The sequence below is a fragment of the Urbifossiella limnaea genome (genome assembly GCF_007747215.1).
GTDB lineage: Bacteria > Planctomycetota > Planctomycetia > Gemmatales > Gemmataceae > Urbifossiella > Urbifossiella limnaea.
In genome coordinates this window covers 5,116,894-5,135,509 of the sequence record NZ_CP036273.1, presented here as the reverse complement: position 1 = coordinate 5,135,509, position 18,616 = coordinate 5,116,894, and the positions used below count along the sequence as shown (strand labels likewise).

Genomic DNA, 18,616 nt, shown 5'->3' with positions numbered 1-18,616 from the left:
ACCACCGAGGAGCAACGATGCCCCCCCCCCGCCGGACCGTCGGCCTGGCCGCCGGGCTCTTGCTCGCCGCGGCCGCCGCCGCCCAGGAACCGAAGGTCGAGCCGAAGGCCGACCCCAAGGCCGCGTCCACCGCCCAAAAGGGCGAGTGGGTGCCGGAAACGTTCCGCGCCTTCCTCGTGGCCGACGGGCGCTTTCCGCCGAAGGTCAGTCCCCCGGTGAAGGCCGACGACCGCGACCCCCGCGACCGCACCCGCAAGATGCACGACCTCGTGAGCGAGAACGGCCTCAGCCCGGTCGTCGCGGTGTTCGTCCGCTCCGACGCGACGGATCTGTCGAACTCCGGCGTCGTCAAGCTGGCCCAGGCGCTCGACAAGAAGATTCCCGAGTACCGCGGCGACAAGCTGACCGGGTTCGTGCAGTTCTTGTGGATCGACGCCCCGGCCAAGGCGGTGGCGCTGGCCAACGCCGACGGCACGACCACGAACGTGACGCTGGACGGCGAGTTCCCCGACGACGAGAAGCGGGACGTTCACGCCGACGCGGTGCTGAAGCTGGCGAACGAGGCGAAGGCGCCGAACGTGCCGTTCGGGCTGGCCCCGAACAAGGGCAAGGCGATCGACTCCTGGGGGCTCAAGGCCGACGACAAGGTGACCGTGGTGGTCTACAACCGCATGCGGGTCAAGGACCGGTGGACGTTTCCGGCCGGCGGCCCGACCGACGAGCAGGTGGCCACCATCATCAAGGCCGCGGAGGACGCCGTCGCAAACGTCGGAAAGGACGCCCCGAAATAATTCGGCCGGCGCGGCGAATCGCAGCCCGGGGACCGCCGTCCCCGGGCTCACTGTTTTGTGTGTGACGACGAGGACACCCCCGTGCCGACCCGCCGCCCCGACGACGACGATGACTACGACGACCCGCCCCGCCGTGACGACCGCGACGACCCGGACGACCGCCCGCGCCGCCGTCGCCGCCCCGCCGATGACCGGCCGGCCGCGAAGTCCGGCGGCGGCGTCGGGAAGATTCTGCTGATCCTGCTGCTGATCGGCGGCGGCGGCATGGCCCTGTGCTGCGGCGGGTGCGGCGTGATGCTGTACCTCGCCTCCGGCCGACAGGTGACGATGGTGGACGGCAGCCGCACCAAGTCCCCGCAGGGCGGCACGCAGTCGGTCACGGTGAAGGTGCTGATGTCGGGCGAGAACCCGGGCGGGTTCTTCAAGGGCGACTTCTACTTTAACTTCCGCTCCGGCAGCCGCACGTCCTCTCACGACCGCACCCTGAAGGCCTTCGGCGGCGGCCAGGGGCCGGCCGAGTACCGCGAGACGTTCATCACCCCGGAGCTGGCGAACGAGCCCGGGCCGGTCGAGTTCTGGGTGGAGCGGCGCGACGGGAACAGCGTCTCGAAAGTGTCGCCGACGTATACCATCCCCTGATGCGACTCCTCGTCAGCACGTTCGGTAGCGCCGGGGACGTGTTCCCGATGCTCGGCCTGGCCCTGGCGCTCCGCGGCCGGGGCCACGTCGTCACGTTCGCCACCAACCCCTATTTCGAGGAGCCGGTCCGCCGGCACGGCTTCGACTTCGAGCCCCTCGGCACCGCCGCGCAGTTCGAGGACACGATCCGCGACCCGGGCCTGTGGAAGCCGCGGACCGGCTTTCGCACCGTGCTCGACCGCCTCGGTGACGCCATCCGCCAGCAGTACACCCTCCACGAGAAGTTGCGACTGCCCGGTGTCACGAACGTGTTCGGCTTCGGGGCACTGACCGCACGCGAGAAGCTCGGCCTGCCGGTCGTGAGCGTCCACCTACAGCCGTCCGTGATCTGGAGCAACGTCGTGCCGCCGGACTTCGCCGGACTGGCGGGGCCGCTCTGGCTCCGGCGGCTGCTCTACGCCGCCGGCATCAGGTTCTTCGCGCACCCGACGGTGGCCCGCTCCCTGAACCCGTGGCGCGCCGAACTCGGGCTCGGGCCGCTGCCGCGCGTCGACCGCTGGTGGCACTCGCCGGACGGCGTGGTGGGGTTGTTCCCCGACTGGTTCGGCCCGCCGCAGCCGGACTGGCCGCCGGGAGTGGTTCTAACCGACTTCCCGCTGTGGAACGACGGCACGGCCGACGGCCTGCCCGCCGACCTGGCGGCGTTCCTGGACGCCGGGGAGCCGCCACTGGCGTTCACGCCGGGCTCGGCGAACGTCCACGGCCGGGCGTTCTTCGCTGCGGCGGTCGATGCGGCGCAGCGGCTGGGCCGGCGGGCGCTGCTCCTGACGCGGTTCCCGGAACAGCTCCCGGCAGCGCTGCCGCCCGGCGTGCGGCACGTGACCTACGCCCCGCTCGACGTCCTGCTGCCGAGGACGGCGGCCTTCGTGCACCACGGCGGCGTCGGCTCGATGTCGCAGGCGCTCGCGGCGGGCACGCCGCAACTGGTGATGCCGCTGGCGCACGACCAGTTCGACAACCTGGCGCGGGCCGTCCGGCTCGGCGTCGGGGAAGGGCTCGCCGTGAAGCGGTTCACCGGCCGGCGTGTGGCCGCGGCGCTGGCGCGGCTGCTCGGCTCGGCCGAGGTTGCCAGCGCGTGTCGTGCGGTGGCGGCGAAACTGACCGTGCGCGACGGCCTGGCCCGCTCCGCGGCCGCGGTCGAGCGGTTGATCACCGCACGGAATCCCGGGTGAGCCATGCACTCCGACCCCGGCCTCGTGGCCCGCGTCCGCGACCACATCGGCCGCACCCGCGGCGTCTCCGAAAAGGTCATGTTCGGCGGCGTCGCCTTCTTCCTCGACGGTAACATCGTCGCCGGCGTGTGGCACGAAGACTTGATCGCCCGCCTCGGCCCCGCCGCCGCGGACGCTCTCGACGAGCCGCACGTTCGCCCGTTCGACATCACCGGCCGGCCGATGACCAACTGGGTGATGGTGGACCCCGACGGCATCGACACCCAGCGCCAACTCGCCGACTGGCTCGGCCGGGCACTCGCATTCGTGGGGACGCTCCCGGCGAAGCCGCTGAAGCCGCGCCGGTCGTAGGATGAGTCGCGTCACCCGCCCCGTACGGAGCCCGTCATGCCGCTGTTCGCCGACCTGAACGACGACATCAACAAGTGGCTGGCCGGCAAGCCGCTGGTGGTCGCGGCCGGGGCCGCGGTCATCGGGCTGATCCTGCTCGGGCTGGCGGTGTCGGTGTTCGTCACCGGCAAGGCGGTGACCAAGAAGGGGCCGGACCTGGAGGGCGGGCAGGCCAAGGCGATGGGCGTGGTCTGGCTGGTGTTCGGCGTGCTGGCGCTGGGGTTCGCGGTCTACAAGGCCGTGGCCGGCTGACCAACGAGAACGCCCACCCTTACTACGGGTGGGCGTCGGCCGCACGTCACTCAGTTCAGGTTGATCGGCGTGGTGCTGCGCATGTTGCCGAACTGTCGCCACATGGCGCCGTCCACGCTGTAGCGGATCGTGCGGACCGACCCGTCGCCGAGGGCGACGTTCAGCCCGCCGATGTGGGCGCTGCCGAACCGCAGGGTGTCGCCGAGCCCCTGGCGGTCCTGGAGCGGCGGGTTGTACGTGGTGCGGTACACGTCGTTGTTCAGCCCGGTGTACATGCACTCGTTGTCGCCGCCGTCGGTGCCGGTCACGTAGTTGTTCGGATTCAGGTACTTCTCGGCGACCATGCACTGGTTGCTGGTGCCGGTCAGGATGTCGGCGATGCGGGTCTGGCTCTTGCGGCCGAAGATGCCGTCCCACCCGGCGGGGGCCATCGCGTCGCCCGCGGCGAGGGTGCTCGGCCCGCCGTCGATCTCGTTCGCGTTCGAGTTGCCCGACACGCACGCCGCGTAGTCGGTGCGGCCGAACGTCGGCAGGATGGAGTTGCCGGGGTTGTAGTAGCCGTAGTTGTAGTAGTTCGGGTACGGGGCCGCGGCGCGGCGGCTCGGGCAGCTGAAGATCGACAGCGACGTCTGGTTCCGCGTGCTGAACCCGGCCGCCCCTTGCAGTTGGGCCAGCGCCCCCTGCTCGGCGTACGGCAGGATGCTGTACACCCACCCGCCCGGCTGGTCCTTGCCGGACCCGCGGCCCGGCTCGCCGACCCAGTTCCAGCCCCACCCGCCCGACGGGAAGTACCCGTTCACGTCGTGGCAGTTGTGCATGGCGATGCCAACCTGTTTGAGGTTGTTCTGGCACTTCGCCCGGCTGGCCGCCTCCCGCACCTTCTGCACCGCCGGCAGCAGGAGGCCGATGAGGATGGCGATGATGGCGATGACGACGAGCAGTTCGATGAGTGTGAACGCGCGGCGGGGCCGCGGGACCGAGGAATGCATGACGACCTCCACGGGCGGACGAACGGAATGAAGCCACCCCGGCTAGCGGCCGGGGATGTTGACGTCGAGGGAGCCGGAGCCGCCGCGGCCGCCGCTCACCTCGCACCCGACGGTCGTCTGCGTGGAGAACGCCGCCGGGATGGTCTCGCCGGACTTGGACACGGACACGCGGTACATCCCGGGCGGCAGCCCGGGGACGGTGTCGCCGCCGAACGTGAAGTTGCTCGCCTCGCCGCCCGAGTCGGTGGTTGCGGTCGCCTCGCGGAGTGAACTGAGGAACGGCTCGGGCGTGAACGTGACCGTCGCGCCCGCCAGTGGGGCTCCGTTGCGCGTGACTTTGACGCGGTAGCCGAGCGCCCCGACGTTGCCGGCGCGGTACGATTCAATTCGGGTCTTGAGGGCGTCGGCCGTGACCTTCTTGCCGCCGAAGGCCGCCTTCAGGCCGGGGACGGCGTCCAGCTCGGGGCCGTCGATGGCACCGTCGCCGTTCTTGTCGAATTGCTTGAGGGCGTCCTGCGCGGCGCCGTCCGGGTTGTAGGTGGGGACGGAGATCGACGGGCTCGACCCGCCGCCGCACCCGGCGGCGACGAGGAGCACGAGCGCGGGCGTGAAGGGGGCACGCATCGGAACGGCAGCCCGGGGAGAGCGGTTGCAGTGTCGGCTGCCTGACAATCTACCACAACGCCCACCCGTTGCAACGGGCGGGAGTTGCCCCGGGGACGATTGTTGGAATTACCCGTGAATCTCGGCCAGTGTGCGGTACAACTCGGCCAGGTCGCGCCAGCCACTCCCTTCGGGCAGGGCCGAAATCGCGGCCGTCAGCACGCCCTTCGCCTCGGCCGCGCGGCCCAGGAACAAAAGTGCCATGCCGCGGTTGAAGCGCACGGCCGGGGCGTCGGGCAGTGCCTCCCAGCGGGCCAGGGCGTCGGCCGCGTCGCCGCGGTGCCACGCCAGTGCCGCCCGCTCGTTCTCCCACCGGCCGCGGTCGTCGCCGGTACACAGCGCCTCGGCGTCGGCCAGCAACTCCGCCGCCCAGTCCAGCTCGCCGGCCGCCCGCGCGACCCCCGCGGCCACCAGCGCCGCGGCGGCGGTCCGCTTTTTCGCCTCGCGCACGACCCACGTCCGCAGGCCGCTGAGGCCCGGGGCGGGGGTGCCGGCCGCCGACGGGCGGAGGGCGGCGGCGTCGAAGCGGCCCAGCAGCGGGGCCACGTCGCGGACGCGCTGCGGAAAATTCCCCGCGGCCATCGGCACGGCGTAGGCTGCGACCGGTAGCGACACGAGCGTCGCCCACTCGGTCGGCGTCGCGGCCGGGCTGGCGGGAAGGGTGGCGGTGGCGTCGGCCCAGGCGGTCCGGGGTTCGATCCGGAACCCGGCCGTGACCTCGTGGGGCTCCACTTCGCTTCCGACCGGCTCGACTGCCGCCGCGGCGGCGTCTGAGCGGGTGGCCAGGAAGGCGGTCGTGAGGTCCGCGAGGGTCGGCTGGGCGGCGGAGTCGTAGGTGCGGCTCATGGCTGGCTCCGGTGTCCCGGACCGTCCCGCCGGGGTTCGCCGCTGGAACGGGATACCTCACCCGACTTGCGCGCTTGCTCGCACTTCGTCCCCGGAGTCGCCGTCGGAGCGACCGCGGCGATTGTGTGCCACCGACCCCCCGGGGGGTCGAGGCACGCATTGAGTCAATGCCACAAAAGTTTGTTGGATCGAAACGAGGCGACGCAATGCACTCGAATGCGTTGTGGTGAAAGAAGTTGCGTACTGAAAGGCGGTGCCGGTTCCGGCCAACTCAGCGGACGTGGCGTCGGTTCCAGTCCACCCCTCGCACGGTTACTCCGGCTTTGCCAGGTGCGGGTGCGGTCGGTTGCGCGAGCGCAGCCAGTTCGCCAGCCGTTTGGGGATATCGTCTTGAGCCGCGTAGAAGGCCCGGTCGGGTGAAGTCCCCATCCCCGGGAAGTGATGTAGGTACGCCCGCTCTCGCTTGGCCTGGTTCACTGGCGGGACGCAGTCCGGAAACGCCGACAGCGCCTCACGAAATGCCTCGGCCGCTTCCGGGCATCCGATCGCCTCGAACGCCCGCCGGGTGAGGGCGTAGTTCGGGTCGCCGCGGACGCTTCCCTCGAACAGGTAGCGGAAGCCGCCGTTGCCGATGACACCGAGCGAGCCCCACACGAGGGACACGGTCCGTTCTTCCTCGGTCAGCCGGGAGACGTCGGCCCCGTTGCCGTGAACCTCGCAGATGCGGACGAACACGCGGTCGCAGAAGTCCGTGTCGCCGCAGTGGTCGAACAGGTCGGCCAGCGTGTCGGCCATCACGTCGCCTGGAAATGACGCCGGCGGGTGCCGGGTCGGGAGCCGCAGGCAATCGCCTGCGGCTCCCGACCCGGCACCCGCCGGCTAGCGGAGTCAGTCCTTCTTCGGCTCCTCGGGCGGAGTCGTCGCCGGCGGCGTCATCGGCGCGGCGGCGGCCGGGGGCGGGACCAGCGGCGGGTTGTAGCTCCGCAACCCCGTCACGAAGCCCGACGGGCTCGGCGCCAGCAGCCCCCGCAGCACCATAAGCCGGCCGCGCAGGTCGGCGTCCGCCTCGGTGCCGGACTGTTGCGCCACCGTCGTCGTCAGGGCGTCGGGCGTCAGCTTGCCGTGCGCCTGGACGTGCCGAACCGCGGCGTCCGCCGCCCGCGCCCGCAGCGGCAGCGGCCGCATCGGCGTCACCGCCAGGCTCACCAAACCCGCCTGCGCCTCGGCCGTCGGGAGGCGGGCGACGCCGTCGATCGCCGGGTCGGCCAGCTCGTCCGTCCGCAGCGCCGCCAGCAGCTCGTTCGACGCCAGCTTCGCGTCGAAGCCGGGCACCTCGCCGGTCGCCATGCGGGCCAGCCACTGCACCGCCAGCCGGGCCGTCGCGCGCTTCTCGGCCGGGTCGCGCGGGCGGTCGGCGGGGTCCTGGAACGCCGCGTTCACGTCCTGCTCGAACCACGTCTTCGAGTGCGGCTCGGGAATCACCTTCACGCCCGGGTAGTGGCCCACCAGCCGCGTCGTCCGCGCCTCCGCGGGGAAGTCGCGCGGCTGGCGCACCACCAGCCCCAGCGCCTCCGGGTCCACGCGCGAGCGGAACGCCTCGAACCGCGCCTGGGCCACCGGGGAAGCGGCCACGTCCTCCGCGAACCGGGTCAGCAGCGTCAGCAGGTGGTCCTGCCCCAACCGCCGCGTGTACTCGGGCACCGCCGGCTGAACGGCAATCTGCTTGAACAGCGTCTCGTAGGTCTGGTACGCGCCCGGGGCCGACGCCTTCGACAGCGGGAACTCGGCCGCCAGCACCGCCCACGTCAGCTGGTCGATCCGCAGCTTCACCTGGAACTTCTGGTTCGGCGACAGCTCGATGCCGCTGGTCTCCAGCACCCGCGCCAGCCGGTCCGCCCGCGCCTTTTGCACCGTGGCGAACACCGCGTCGCGGCGGTCCTGGATCTGCTTCCGCTCCGAGGCGTCCGTCTCGGGCGTTCGGCGGATGTCCGCCACGTACGGGTCGGGCATCCCGACCGGGGCCGTCTCGGTGGCGGCGATCAGCAGCGCGAACCGCAGGGCCAGTTGCTCGATGCTTGGGGGGATGGGCTGGTCGGCGGACGCGACCACGAGCACGGGCCGGCGGGCGGCGTTGCTGTCGGCGCGGAGGTGGCCGACGAGGTCTCGCAGCTCCGGGTTCGGCACGTGCCGGTCGATCACGACGAGGTCGAAGTCGCTGGCGCGGGCGATGCGGCGGAGCATGTCGCGGCCGGTGCCGTACACCTCCACGTCGTAGCCGATCTGCCGCAGCAGCGCGGCCGTGTCGTCGGCGCGCTTGCGGTCGGGGTCGGCGAGGAGCGCCTGCCCCTTCGCCCCGCTCGGCACGCCGGGGTCGACCGCCGCGGCGCGCTTCAGCACGTCGAGGACGCGGCCGCGGACCCGGCCGTCGATCGGCACCGGCGACCGCAGCAGGGCGTTGGCCGCGGCGAACTGCACCCGCGGGTTCGGGTAGTCGAGGGCGCGCTCGAGCCGCGACGGGCGGTTGGGGGTGCTCGTCGCCGCGGCGCGGTCGGCCCGGTCGCCGAGCACCTGCACCAGGGCCAGCACCAGGGCCGAGCGGTTCTCGGCGAACGCGCGGTCGAGCAGGTCGTTGAGCACGTTCGCGGGTGCGTCGGCGAGCAGCCGGTAGACCGTCGGGTCGGTGCGGGCGAGGTCGCCGAACTTGCCGCGCTCCATCGCCGTCTCGGCGGCGAGCGTCAGCACGAGCGCCTGGGCGGCCTCGTAGTCGGGCCGCACGTCCAGCGCCCAACGGGCGTAGCGGAGGCCGAAGTACTCGTCGGCCTGCGGTACGGGCACGGCCGGTTGCTTCACGAGCCTCTCGTCCTTCGCGTCCCACTGCCACACGGCCACGGTGGCCGGGGCGCCGGTGCCGGGGTTCATGGCGCCGCCGTAGTTCGCCTTGTGGTTGGCGAACGGCCGGGCGAGGCCCACCAGCTCGGCCGCGGCGTCGCGCCGCTCCACGTCGCGGTACAGCCGGTCGAGCGCCGCCTTGGCGTACTCGCGCAGGCCGGGCAGGGTGTCGGCCTTGCCGTAGGCGTACCACAGCCGCGGGGTGAAGTCCGTCTGCGCCGCCTTCGTCAACTCCAGCACGTCGGGCCGGGTGGCGATCGCCGCGAGGACGGCGTACTGGAACTCGGGCGGGAGGCCGTCGAGCGCGGCGAGCCAGCCGCCCATCGTGTGGGCGTCCTGCTTCGCGATGGCGGCGAGGATGCCGCGGGTGAGCTTGGGCGTGCTGTTGCGGCGGAGGGCGTCCACCATGAACGGCACGGCGTAGTCGCCGGTCCGCTTCAGCTCCAGCTCCGCGAACAGGCGCTCCTCCTCGGTCTCGCCGAGGTTGCGAATGTACTTGTTGACGCGCTCGGGAGTTTCGAGCTGCTTCGTCACCGCGGCGCGGGCCTTGGCGATGACGGCCTCCACGTCGGCGCGGGCCTGCGTGTCGGTCTTGGGGTCGTCGGACCAGCGGCGGATCGTCCGCAGGTCCTGGAAGACGGTGGTGCCGTAGTCCTTCTCGATCTTCAGCAGTAGCGGGTCGGTCGGCTCGCTCCCGACGAACGCCCGCAGGTACGCGGCGGCGAGGTCGAACTTCCCCTCGCGGATGAGGCCGCGCATGTCGCGGAACAGCTCCTCGGGCGGCGTGGCCTGCCCCTTCGCCTCCTGCTGGGCGGGGAGGGGGCTGCCGGCGGCGAGGACCACGGCCGCGGCGGCGAGGCCGGCCAGCACCCACCCCCGGCGGCCCGGCGTGCGGCGACGAGCGCTCCGACGAACGATGCGGCAGTCACCGGGGGTTCCTCCGGGCGCGGAATAGGCGCAACGCCGGCGCGAGAGCCGGACACCCTCCGATTGTGACGCCGCGCATCACCGGAGGCAATCGTCTTCGCACGCGGTGAGGTCGGCGAACGTCTCGCGGCGGCGGATCAGTCGGTGTGTGCGGCCTGTAACGAGAACCTCGGCCGCCCGGAGCCGGCTGTTGTAGTTGCTGGCCATCGCCATCCCGTACGCGCCGGCGCTGAACGTCGCCAGCAGGTCGCCGCGGGAAAGCGCCGGCAGGTGCCGCCCCTTTGCCAGGAAGTCGCCGCTCTCGCACACCGGCCCGACCACGTCCACGGGCTGCGTGTTCGGGATGGCAGCTTCGCAGTCCTCGGGCCAGGTCGGCACGTCCGCGGCCGGCGTCACCGGCCAGACGCGGTGGAACGAGTCGTACAGCGTCGGGCGGATGAGGTCGTTCATCGCCGCGTCCTGGATGACGTAGCGCTTGCCGCCCGTTTCCTTGGTGAACACGACGCGGCTGACCAGGATGCCCGAGTTGCCGACGATGAACCGCCCCGGTTCGAGAACGAGCTGGCAGCCGGTCTCCTTCACCGCGGGGAGGATGACCTCGGCGAAAGCCGCGGCGGGAAGCGCTTCCTGCTTCCGGTAGCTGATCCCGAAGCCGCCGCCCATGTTGAGGAAGCGGATGTCGTGCCCCATCTCGCGGAACGCCTTCACCAACTGCACCGCCTTCGCGGCCCCCTGGCGGTACGGCTCGGCGCTGAGGATCGGCGAGCCGAGGTGCATGTGGACGCCGACGATCGCCAGCCCGGGGTGGCCGACGACGGACCGGGCCACGTCCACGACGGTCTCGATGTCGAGGCCGAACTTGACGCCCTTGACGGACGTGTCGGTCTTGGCGTGCGTCTTGGGCGGCAGATCGGGATTAACCCGCAGCGCCACCGGCGCCTTCACCCCCAGGCTCTGCGCGACGGCGCCGAGGGCGTGCAGCTCGGCCTCGCTCTCGACGTTGAACAGGAAGACGCCCTTGGCGAGCCCGTCGCGCATCTCGGCGTCCGACTTGCCGACGCCGGCGTAGACGATCTTCTTCCCCGAGCCGCCGGCCGTGAGGGCGCGGTGGAGCTCGCCGCCGGAGGTCACGTCGAAGCCGCTGCCGTGCTGGGCCATGAGCCGGCAGATGCTGAGGTTGCCGTTCGACTTCACGCTGTAGGCGATGATCGGGTCGGCGGCCTTGAAGGCGGTCTGCACCTCGGTGAGCCGCGCGAGCAGGGCCGCTTCGCTGTAGACGTACAGCGGCGTGCCGTACTTCTCGGCCAGCTCGGGGACGGGCACGTCCTCGCAGAGCAGGGTGCGGTCGCGGTAGGCGAAGTGGTCCATGAATGCCGTTTCCAGGTGGGTGTTGTGATGGGGTTAGCTTATCGGCGCGCCGCGGACGCCGCCCAGGGTTTCACCCTGGGCTACGCGCCGACGCCCCTCCGGGGCTCTGACCGCTTGTGGTGTGTTCGTGGCACGAGTGACGTGATGGGGATTCAGCCCGGAGGGCGTCGGAGAGTAGCCCAGGGTGAAACCCTGGGCGGCGTCCGCGGTGTCACAGCGCAGTTAAACCAGCCGCTCCCGCCACTCCCGCACCTGCCGCTCGACCTCAAGCGGCGCCGTGCTGCCGACGCTCGTGAACGCCGCCAGCGCGTTCGCCACGCCGAGCGTGCCGCGTAGTTCGGCGCCGCGGCCGGGGCACGCCGCCTCGAACGCCGCGTCCGGCAGGTCCGCCAGCCGACACCGCTTCCCCTCGCACTCGCGCACCAGGTTCCCGACCGCCTCGTGCGCCGACCGCATCGGCACGCCGCGGGCGATCAGCCCCTCCATCAGCGTCGTCGCGTCCAGGAAGCCGTCTTCGAGGCGGGCGGCGATCACGTCGCGGCGCAGCTTCGTCTCGCGCACCAGCGGCGCCGCCACGCCGAGGCAGCCGGCCACGGTGTCGAATGCGTCGAAGATCGCCGTCTTGTCCTCTTGCAGGTCGCGGTTGTACGCCAGCGGCAGCCCCTTCACCAAGAGGAACAGTTGCTGCAACCCGGCGATCACCTTGCCGGCCTTGCCGCGGGTGAGTTCCAGCACGTCGGGGTTCTTCTTGTGCGGCATGATGCTCGACCCGGTGCAGAACGCGTCCGGCAGGTCGAGGAAGTTGAACTCCGTCGTGCTCCAGATCACCCACTCTTCCGCCCACCCGCTCAGGTGCGCCGCCACCACCGACAGCGCGAACACGAACTCGAGGGCGAAGTCGCGGTCGCTCGACACGTCGAGGCTGTTGCGGGCCACGGTGTCGAACCCGAGCTGCCGCCGCACCGACTCGCGGTTGATCGGCAGCGACGTGCCGGCCAGCGCCGCGGCCCCCAGCGGGAGGATGTTGACGCGTTTGCGGCAGTCGGCGAGGCGCTCGCGGTCGCGCTGGAACTTCTCGACGTAGGCCAGGAAGTAGTGCGCCGCCAGCACCGGCTGCGCCCGCTGGAGGTGCGTGTATCCCGGCAGCACCACGCCGGCCTCCCGCCCGGCCGACGCCACGAACGCCGCCTGCACGTCCTTCAGCAGCGCGTCCAGCTCGTCGATCGCGTCGCGGACCCACAGCTTTACGTCGGTGACCACCTGGTCGTTGCGGCTGCGGCCGGTGTGCAGCTTCCGCCCCAGGTCGCCCAGCTTCGCAATCAGCGCCCGCTCGATGTGCGTGTGGATGTCCTCCAGCGAGATGCGGAACTCCATCCGCCCGGCGTCGATGTCGGCCCCGATCTCGTCCAGCGCCGCGGCGATCTGTTCGGCCTCGGCCGGGGTGAGCATGCCGACTTCGCCGAGCATGCGGGCGTGGGCCTGGCTGGCGATGATGTCGTGGCGGTACAGCCGGCGGTCGAACGTGATCGACTCGGTGAAGGCTTCCACGCGCCGGTCGGTGCCGCCGGTGAACCGGCCGCCCCACGTCTTCTGCCCGCTCATGCCACGCCCCGTGTGATGACCCCGACCGTTTTATTGACACCCCACGCCGGCCGGCCGGGTATACCACCCGTTCCCCCATTCCCGGAACGGAGACGGCTATGCGGACGTGGTGTTGGGCGGCGGCGGTCGCGGTCGCCGGGTTACTCCCGGGCACGGCATCGGCCCAGCCGGTGAAGGCCGTCGAGCCGACCGTCGAAATTCGCTTCCGGTCGGTGAACGACCTGCTCGACAAGGCCGAGTACGTCGGCGGCCTGTTCGACCAGGAGAACGGCGTCACCCAGGTCCGCGACCTGATCAAGCTCGTGTCCACGGAGGGGAAGGGCGTCCTCGGCATCGACCCGGCCCGGCCGATCGGCGCCTACGGCGTCCTCACCGCCGACCTGGGGAACAGCCCCGCCGTGGTGATGCTCCCGATCGCGGACCGCGGCCAGTTCCTGAAGGAACTCAAGGACCGCCTCGGCGTCGAGCCGATCGACGAGGGGAAGGGCGTACAGAAAGTATTCGTGCCGATCCTGAACGAGGCGTACTTCACGTTCGCCGACGGCTATCTGTTCGCCGCCCGCGACCCCAAGCACCTCGACGCCAAGCTCCGCGTCAACCCGAAGACGTACTTCGACGCGGCCGACAAGTCGGTGGCGTCGGTCGTGGCCCGCATCGACCGCGTCCCGGCCGACCTGCGCGACCTGGTGACCGGCCAGTTCGAGCACCAGATCAAGGAGAAGCAGCGGGAGGGCGCCGGCGGCAAGCGGCCCGCCGAACTGAAGATCGAGGGGTTCCTCCTCGACACCGCCGCCGGGTCGGTCAAGTCGATCGTGGACGAGGGGAAGGAACTGTCCCTCCGCATCTTCGTGGACGAGAAGAAGGACGAAGTGTCGGCCGTGCTCAACTTCGACGCGAAGCCCGGCACGGGGCTGGCGAAGACGATCGCCGGGCTCGCCGGCAAGAAGAGCCTCCCCGCCGCGATCGTGAAGGCGAGCGCCCCCGTCGTCTCGGCGACCGGCAAGCTCGCGCTGACTGACGACCTGCGGAAGCAGCTCGAGCCGGTGCTGAAGGCGGTGTTCGAGGACGCCGCCGCGCAGGCCGGCGACCGCGGGGCCGCGGAGCGCGTGCTGGAGGCGCTCCTGCCGACCGCCAAGGCCGCGGCGCTGGACGCCGCGGTGACGATCACCGGCCCCGACGCCAAGGGGAAGCACGCCCTGCTGGGGGCGCTCGCGGTGAAGGAGGGCGGCGAGATCGTGAAGCTGGCGAAGGAGTTCGCCGGGTTCGTGCCCAACGACGTGGTGTCGTTCACGTTCGACGTGGAGAAGGTGGGGGCGTTCAGCCTCCACAAGGTCGAGCTCGGCCAGGTGGACGCCGGGTACGACCGCGTGTTCGGCACCAAGACGATCTGGCTGGCCACGTCCGACGACGTGTTCGCGGTGGGGATCGAGCCGGACGGTAAGGCGTTGAAGGCCGGCCTGAAGGCGGCGCCGGTGGCGGTGCCGGTGGCGACCTCGACGGCGGCCCTGGCGCGGGCGATGCCGCTGTTCGGCGACAACCTTCGGCCGGACGAGCTGAAGGCGCTGGTCCGGGATGCCTTCGGCGAGAAGGGGCCGGCCGGCCGCGACGGCGTGACGATCACGGTCGAGGGCGGCGCGGCGCTGACGGCCCGCCTCACGGTGCAGGGTGGGGCGGTGAAGTTCGGCCGGGCGGTGGACGCGTTCAACAAGAAGTGATGGGGTCGAGTCGCCGCTCGCGGCGTAGCGGGCGCCCGCTACGCCGCGAGCGGCGAAACCCCGAGCCCAGTCACGTCCGCACCGCCTCCGCGGCGCCGTGGTTCGCGCCGCTCTTGTTCGCCGCCTCGATGAACGCCATGATTTCGAGCGTCACCGCCGGGTCCACGGCCGGCGTCTTCTTCTCGAACGCCTCCACGATCTTCTTCAGCAGCTCGCGGTAGATGAACCGCGTCCCCACGGTCACGCTCTGTACCGTCTTCTCGGCGAAGCCGACGAACCCGTAGTCGGCCTTGCCGGTGCGGATGCCGCGGAGCGTCGCCACGCGGCCGTCGCCCCAGTGGCCCGTCACCACGTCCACGCCGGCGTCGCTCGTGCAGGTCACGCGGCGGCAGCCCGGCCCCATCAGGGTGTAGAGGATTTCCGCGCCGTGAATGCCGTAGTGGTACAGCCCCGCGTTCCGGGCCGGGATGGGTGACAGCGGCGCCGGGCAGTACACGTCGCACCCCAGCAGCCGGCCCTTCGCCGCGTTGCCGACGTACTCCACCACCTCCGGGGCGTACCGCAGCGACGACGACGAGAACACGAACGTCTTGTGCCGCGCCGCCAGGTCGATGAGGGCGCGGGCGTCGGCGGCCGAGCAGGCGAACGGCTTGTCCACGAAGCACGGGATGCCGCGCTCCAGGAACGGCCGGGCGCGGGCGAGGTGAACGGTGCCGTCCACGCTCTCAATGAGCATCGCGTCCACGCGGCCGATCATGTCGGTCGGCCGCTCCACGAGCGGCACCTCGTACTTCCGCATCTCGGCGGTGAAGCCGGCGATCCGCTCCGGCGACAGGACCGACTCGCCGGGGCAGCCGACGACGATTCGCGCCCCCTCGACGAACTGCTCGCGGTCCACGCCGACGTGGTGGAGCCGCTGGGTGAAGGCGGTGCAGTGCGACGTGTCGAAGTCGAGGATACCGAGGCGGATCATGGCTCACTCCCGACGGAGGGCGGGGACGACCGGCACCCGCAGGATACCCGCCGTCGCGGCCGCCGCCACGGAGAATCCGGCCACGAGCACGCCGCCGAGCATCAGCGCCAGCCGGCCCCACGGCACGCTCGCCCCGCCGGCGACGTGCGGCGCCACCGACGCCAGCGCCGCCAGCACGCCGGCCGCGAGCCCGAGCAGCAGCAGGAAGGCGTTCTCCGACAGCACCAGCACCTGCAACGCCCGCGGCCGGTAGCCGACGGCCCGCAGCAGCGCCAGTTCGCCGACGCGCTCCCACACGCCGCGGAGCAGTACGACGGCGAGCCCGAGCACGCCGAGGAGCAGCCCGAAGCCGCCGAGCAACTGGAACGTGGACAGGTACGCCCCGACCACGGCCTGGTACGCCGCCACCTTCTCGCGCGTCGGCGTGACCACGACGCCGTTCGGGCGAAGCGCGGCTTGTAAGGCGCGGGTGGCGTCGCGCTCCGCGTCGGCGTGAACGAGAAACACGCGGCTGCCGTCCTGCTGCGGGAACAGCTTCAGGAAGCGCCCGTCGGCCATCAGCAGCTCGCTCTGGAACGGGCTGTCGGTGAGCGTGCCGACGAGGCGCAGCTTCACGTCGTTCCCGGCGTCGTCCGGCAGCGTGACGGTCCCGCCGACCATGACGTGCAGCATCCACACGGCCGTGTTGTTCTCCGCGAACACCGGCACCGAGCCGTCGGGGTACGTGCGGTTCAGCAGCAGCCAGGGGTTGTCGCGCTCCTCGGGCGTGTCCGCTTCCGTCTGGTAGAAGTGGAACCCGCCGCGGGTGACGAGCGACTCCGGGACGCCGAGCACCCGCGGCCGCGTCGCCTGGTACAGGTTCATGCAGCTGGCGTCGTCGCCGCCCTTGAGCCGCAGCGGCACCACCTCCGCCCCCGGCGCGCGGACGGGGTCGTAGACCGGCACGTCGACTTCGGCGAGGAGGTTGAACCCGCCGCTGCCGCCGCCGACCGCGGCGAAGTCTTTACCGGTGTCGCGGCGGAAGCTCTCGACGGCGACGAGCAGGAACGCGGCCGCGGCCAGCAGCGCCGCCGTCAGCAGTGACCGGCCCGGGTTGCGTGCGGCGTTGCGGCTGCCGAGTCGCGCCAGTGCCGCCAGCCCGCGGCCGTTCACCTCGGCGTGTCGGGTGCGCTTCATCCACAACCACACTCCCGCGAGCGCCGCCGTGAGCAGCAGCCCGCCGCCGCCGAAGAACGTCATCGCCCGGTAGTCCGGGTTGCCGACCCACGAGCCCGCCGCGATGAGGACGACGCCGACCGGCACGCCGAGCAGCAGCCAGCGAGCGAGGCGTGGCGGCTTCGGAGGGCCGGCGACCGCGACGGTGGTTTCGCCGCGGAGCAGCGCCGGCGGCGCGACGCGGACGAGGCCTCGCACACTCAGCCACAACGCGCCGACGGCCATCAGCACGGTCAGCCCGAAGCCCACGCCGAAGCTCAGCGGGGCGGCGTGCGGTTCGAGGAAGGTGCCGACCTCGGGGTCGGGCCACAGTCGAATGAGGAGCGCGAGCAGCAGCCGGTTGTACGCCACGGCCGCGCCGAGCCCGACGGCCGCGCCGACGACCGCGAGCAACAAGCCCTCCGCGAGGACGAGCCGGCGGACGTGCTTCACCGCGAACCCGGCCGCGAGCAGCAGGCCGATCTCCTTCGCCCGCCGGTCCAGCGACAGGCGGAACAGCAGGCCCACGAGCATCAGCGCCGCCGCGATCAGAAAGAAGCTAAAACCCAGGAATAGCCCGCCGAAGTCGGTGCCGCCGCGGCTCGCGGCCAACAACCGGTCCCGCACCGGCTGGAACGCCATGCCGGACGCCGCGGGGTCGAGGCGTGTCAGCAGCGCGGGGCCGAACCGGTCGGCCAGTTGCTCAGCCGTCTCGCCCTCAGCCGGGGCGACGCGGACCGACGTGACCGTGCCGAAGCGGCCGGCGAAGAGGCGCTCCGCGGTGGCGAGGTTGACGTAGGCCATCGGCGTGGCGCGGTAGGCGTTCCAGAACTTCGCGCGCGGGCCGTTGTCCGGCACCCGCTCGCGGATGCGGGCCTTCGGCAGCATCGGCGGGCGGTCCCAGTCGAAGAGGTTGGCCCGCTCGTCGGTCACGCCGCGGACGGCCGGCGTCAGGTCGCGGTCGTTCGCGGCCCCGGCCAGCGGGATGAACCCGCGGAACGTCAGCGCCGCGGTCAGCACCTTGCCTTCGCCCTCGATGTCGGGGTGGTAGTACGTCAGCGTCAGCGGCGTGCCCGGGGCGAGGCCGCGGAATGGGTTCTCGGGCCACTCCGGCAGCACCACCTCGTCGTCCTTCAACTCGGCGACGCCCTTTGGCAGGAAGGGCCCCAGTGGCGCCGCGGCCGAGGCGTTCAGCCCCGCGACCACGGGGTACGGCAACTCCTTGCCGCCGCCGGCGAGCGTGTCGGCGACGTACACCACGGTCGGCTCGGCGCGCCGCTTCAGGTCGGCGGCGGCCGCGCGGGTCGCGTCCACCTGCGCCGCCGGCAGTACGAGCTGGTCCGACTCGACGCTGAGGTATCGCTCCTTCCGCGACACCCGCAGGCGGACGCCGTGGTCGGCGGGCGTCAGGTTCGCCTTCAGCGCGTCGGTAAGGGTGTCGGCTCTGCCCCACCCGAACAGGGCGGTGGCGAGGGGCGCGGCCGAGCGGTCTGTCTCGTCGCGGGCCTGGTCCGAGAGGGCGGCGATGGGGACGAACACGTTCAGCGGCGCGGCCGGCGTCGGCGACAGGCTGAAGTCGCCGGCCTGCGCCTCGGGCGGCAGCACGGCAGCGACTACGTAGCCATCGGCGGCGGCCACGTCGTCGGCCCCGCGCTTCGCCAGCGACGACGCGCGCGGCAGGTCGGAGAAGCGCTGCACGCCGATCGTAATGCGGTCGCCGACCTTCGCCCCGAGCCGGTCGGCGACGCGGTGCGGCAGCACGACGGGGGCGGTGCCGCGCTTGAAGGTCGCGTTCCAGTCCACGGCGGCGAACACGCCGCGGCCGAAGCTTCGGTCGACGCCGTACACTGTGACGCGGCCGAGGTAGCCGTCGTCGCCGAGTTGCAACGACCCCGGCAACACGAGCGCGGGGGCGGCCTCGGCCGGGGAGACGGCGGCGCGGACGGGCCGCGGGAAGAACGCCGCCGCCTGCACGCCGGCGAGCTGGCGCTCGGCCTTGGCGCGGAGGCTGCCGCGGAGCGAGTCGCCGACGAGCAGCGCGCCGGTAAGCACCGCCGACCCGACGGCGACGCCGAGCAGCACGGCGACGTTGCCGCGCCAGTGGAAGCGCAGGTTGCGGGCGACGAGGCGCGGCAGGGTGAGCATG

General features: G+C 71.9%; 15 protein-coding genes. 6 read left to right on the top strand and 9 right to left on the bottom strand.

Annotated elements, in window-relative coordinates:
* The first annotated feature begins 17 nt into the window (after positions 1-17).
* The 5 genes from ETAA1_RS20935 to ETAA1_RS20915 all read left to right on the top strand — a co-directional run bounded on the left by ETAA1_RS20935 (position 18) and on the right by ETAA1_RS20915 (position 3,304).
* On the top strand, positions 18-791 hold the full coding sequence (locus tag ETAA1_RS20935; RefSeq protein WP_145241919.1) for a hypothetical protein: 774 nt from the start codon (positions 18-20) through the stop codon (positions 789-791).
* A gap of 81 nt (positions 792-872) precedes the next feature.
* Positions 873-1,430, top strand: a complete 558-nt coding sequence (locus ETAA1_RS20930; RefSeq protein ID WP_202920302.1) for a hypothetical protein — start codon at positions 873-875, stop codon at positions 1,428-1,430.
* A complete protein-coding gene (locus ETAA1_RS20925; RefSeq protein ID WP_145241915.1) occupies positions 1,430-2,662 on the top strand; it encodes a glycosyltransferase in 1,233 nt (410 codons plus the stop codon). Before ETAA1_RS20930 ends, ETAA1_RS20925 begins: the two co-directional genes overlap by 1 nt.
* Positions 2,663-2,665: 3 nt before the next feature.
* Entirely contained in the window at positions 2,666-3,013 is a 348-nt protein-coding gene (locus ETAA1_RS20920; protein WP_145241912.1) for a TfoX/Sxy family protein, read from the top strand.
* Between the two features lie 36 nt (positions 3,014-3,049).
* Complete coding sequence (locus tag ETAA1_RS20915) at positions 3,050-3,304, top strand: hypothetical protein (protein WP_145241910.1); 255 nt, start codon at positions 3,050-3,052, stop codon at positions 3,302-3,304.
* Positions 3,305-3,354: 50 nt separating this feature from the next.
* On the opposite strand, the gene ETAA1_RS20910 is transcribed toward ETAA1_RS20915, so the two are convergent.
* The 7 genes from ETAA1_RS20910 to argH all read right to left on the bottom strand — a co-directional run bounded on the left by ETAA1_RS20910 (position 3,355) and on the right by argH (position 12,588).
* On the bottom strand, positions 3,355-4,293 hold the full coding sequence (locus ETAA1_RS20910; RefSeq protein WP_145244732.1) for a DUF1559 domain-containing protein: 939 nt from the start codon (positions 4,291-4,293) through the stop codon (positions 3,355-3,357).
* A gap of 42 nt (positions 4,294-4,335) precedes the next feature.
* A complete protein-coding gene (locus tag ETAA1_RS20905) occupies positions 4,336-4,917 on the bottom strand; it encodes a hypothetical protein (RefSeq protein WP_145241908.1) in 582 nt (193 codons plus the stop codon).
* A gap of 108 nt (positions 4,918-5,025) precedes the next feature.
* On the bottom strand, positions 5,026-5,802 hold the full coding sequence (locus ETAA1_RS32250; protein WP_202920301.1) for a tetratricopeptide repeat protein: 777 nt from the start codon (positions 5,800-5,802) through the stop codon (positions 5,026-5,028).
* Positions 5,803-6,114: 312 nt separating this feature from the next.
* Positions 6,115-6,597, bottom strand: a complete 483-nt coding sequence (locus tag ETAA1_RS20895; RefSeq protein WP_145241906.1) for a DMP19 family protein — start codon at positions 6,595-6,597, stop codon at positions 6,115-6,117.
* A 93-nt stretch (positions 6,598-6,690) separates the two neighbouring features.
* On the bottom strand, positions 6,691-9,561 hold the full coding sequence (locus ETAA1_RS20890) for a hypothetical protein (protein WP_145241904.1): 2,871 nt from the start codon (positions 9,559-9,561) through the stop codon (positions 6,691-6,693).
* 135 nt (positions 9,562-9,696) lie between these two features.
* Positions 9,697-10,986 (bottom strand): diaminopimelate decarboxylase, encoded by a 1,290-nt coding sequence (gene lysA / locus ETAA1_RS20885; protein ID WP_145241901.1) that lies wholly within the window; start codon positions 10,984-10,986, stop codon positions 9,697-9,699.
* Between the two features lie 222 nt (positions 10,987-11,208).
* A complete protein-coding gene (gene argH, locus ETAA1_RS20880; protein ID WP_145241898.1) occupies positions 11,209-12,588 on the bottom strand; it encodes an argininosuccinate lyase in 1,380 nt (459 codons plus the stop codon).
* A gap of 98 nt (positions 12,589-12,686) precedes the next feature.
* Here argH and ETAA1_RS20875 point away from each other — a divergent pair, with 98 nt between their 5' ends.
* Positions 12,687-14,303 carry a hypothetical protein gene (locus ETAA1_RS20875; RefSeq protein ID WP_145241896.1) on the top strand — a complete coding sequence of 539 codons (1,617 nt, stop codon included), beginning with the start codon at positions 12,687-12,689 and terminating at the stop codon, positions 14,301-14,303.
* Positions 14,304-14,373: 70 nt separating this feature from the next.
* Here ETAA1_RS20875 and ETAA1_RS20870 read toward each other — a convergent pair whose 3' ends face one another.
* Positions 14,374-15,276, bottom strand: a complete 903-nt coding sequence (locus ETAA1_RS20870) for a Gfo/Idh/MocA family protein (protein ID WP_145241893.1) — start codon at positions 15,274-15,276, stop codon at positions 14,374-14,376.
* A 3-nt stretch (positions 15,277-15,279) separates the two neighbouring features.
* Positions 15,280-18,615: an FtsX-like permease family protein gene (locus ETAA1_RS20865; RefSeq protein WP_145241890.1), complete on the bottom strand. Its 3,336-nt coding sequence runs from the start codon at positions 18,613-18,615 to the stop codon at positions 15,280-15,282.
* Position 18,616: the final 1 nt, after the last annotated feature.

What these genes read in the sequence shown, in the direction of transcription:
- ETAA1_RS20935 (WP_145241919.1), top strand. Translation starts at nt 18, where the DNA reads ATGCCCCCCCCCCGCCGGACCGTCGGCCTGGCCGCCGGGCTCTTGCTC.
- ETAA1_RS20925 (WP_145241915.1), top strand. Translation starts at nt 1,430, where the DNA reads ATGCGACTCCTCGTCAGCACGTTCGGTAGCGCCGGGGACGTGTTCCCG.
- ETAA1_RS20920 (WP_145241912.1), top strand. Translation starts at nt 2,666, where the DNA reads ATGCACTCCGACCCCGGCCTCGTGGCCCGCGTCCGCGACCACATCGGC.
- ETAA1_RS20915 (WP_145241910.1), top strand. Translation starts at nt 3,050, where the DNA reads ATGCCGCTGTTCGCCGACCTGAACGACGACATCAACAAGTGGCTGGCC.
- ETAA1_RS20910 (WP_145244732.1), bottom strand. Translation starts at nt 4,293, where the DNA reads ATGCATTCCTCGGTCCCGCGGCCCCGCCGCGCGTTCACACTCATCGAA.
- ETAA1_RS20905 (WP_145241908.1), bottom strand. Translation starts at nt 4,917, where the DNA reads ATGCGTGCCCCCTTCACGCCCGCGCTCGTGCTCCTCGTCGCCGCCGGG.
- ETAA1_RS32250 (WP_202920301.1), bottom strand. Translation starts at nt 5,802, where the DNA reads ATGAGCCGCACCTACGACTCCGCCGCCCAGCCGACCCTCGCGGACCTC.
- ETAA1_RS20895 (WP_145241906.1), bottom strand. Translation starts at nt 6,597, where the DNA reads ATGGCCGACACGCTGGCCGACCTGTTCGACCACTGCGGCGACACGGAC.
- lysA (WP_145241901.1), bottom strand. Translation starts at nt 10,986, where the DNA reads ATGGACCACTTCGCCTACCGCGACCGCACCCTGCTCTGCGAGGACGTG.
- argH (WP_145241898.1), bottom strand. Translation starts at nt 12,588, where the DNA reads ATGAGCGGGCAGAAGACGTGGGGCGGCCGGTTCACCGGCGGCACCGAC.
- ETAA1_RS20875 (WP_145241896.1), top strand. Translation starts at nt 12,687, where the DNA reads ATGCGGACGTGGTGTTGGGCGGCGGCGGTCGCGGTCGCCGGGTTACTC.
- ETAA1_RS20870 (WP_145241893.1), bottom strand. Translation starts at nt 15,276, where the DNA reads ATGATCCGCCTCGGTATCCTCGACTTCGACACGTCGCACTGCACCGCC.
- ETAA1_RS20865 (WP_145241890.1), bottom strand. Translation starts at nt 18,615, where the DNA reads ATGCTCACCCTGCCGCGCCTCGTCGCCCGCAACCTGCGCTTCCACTGG.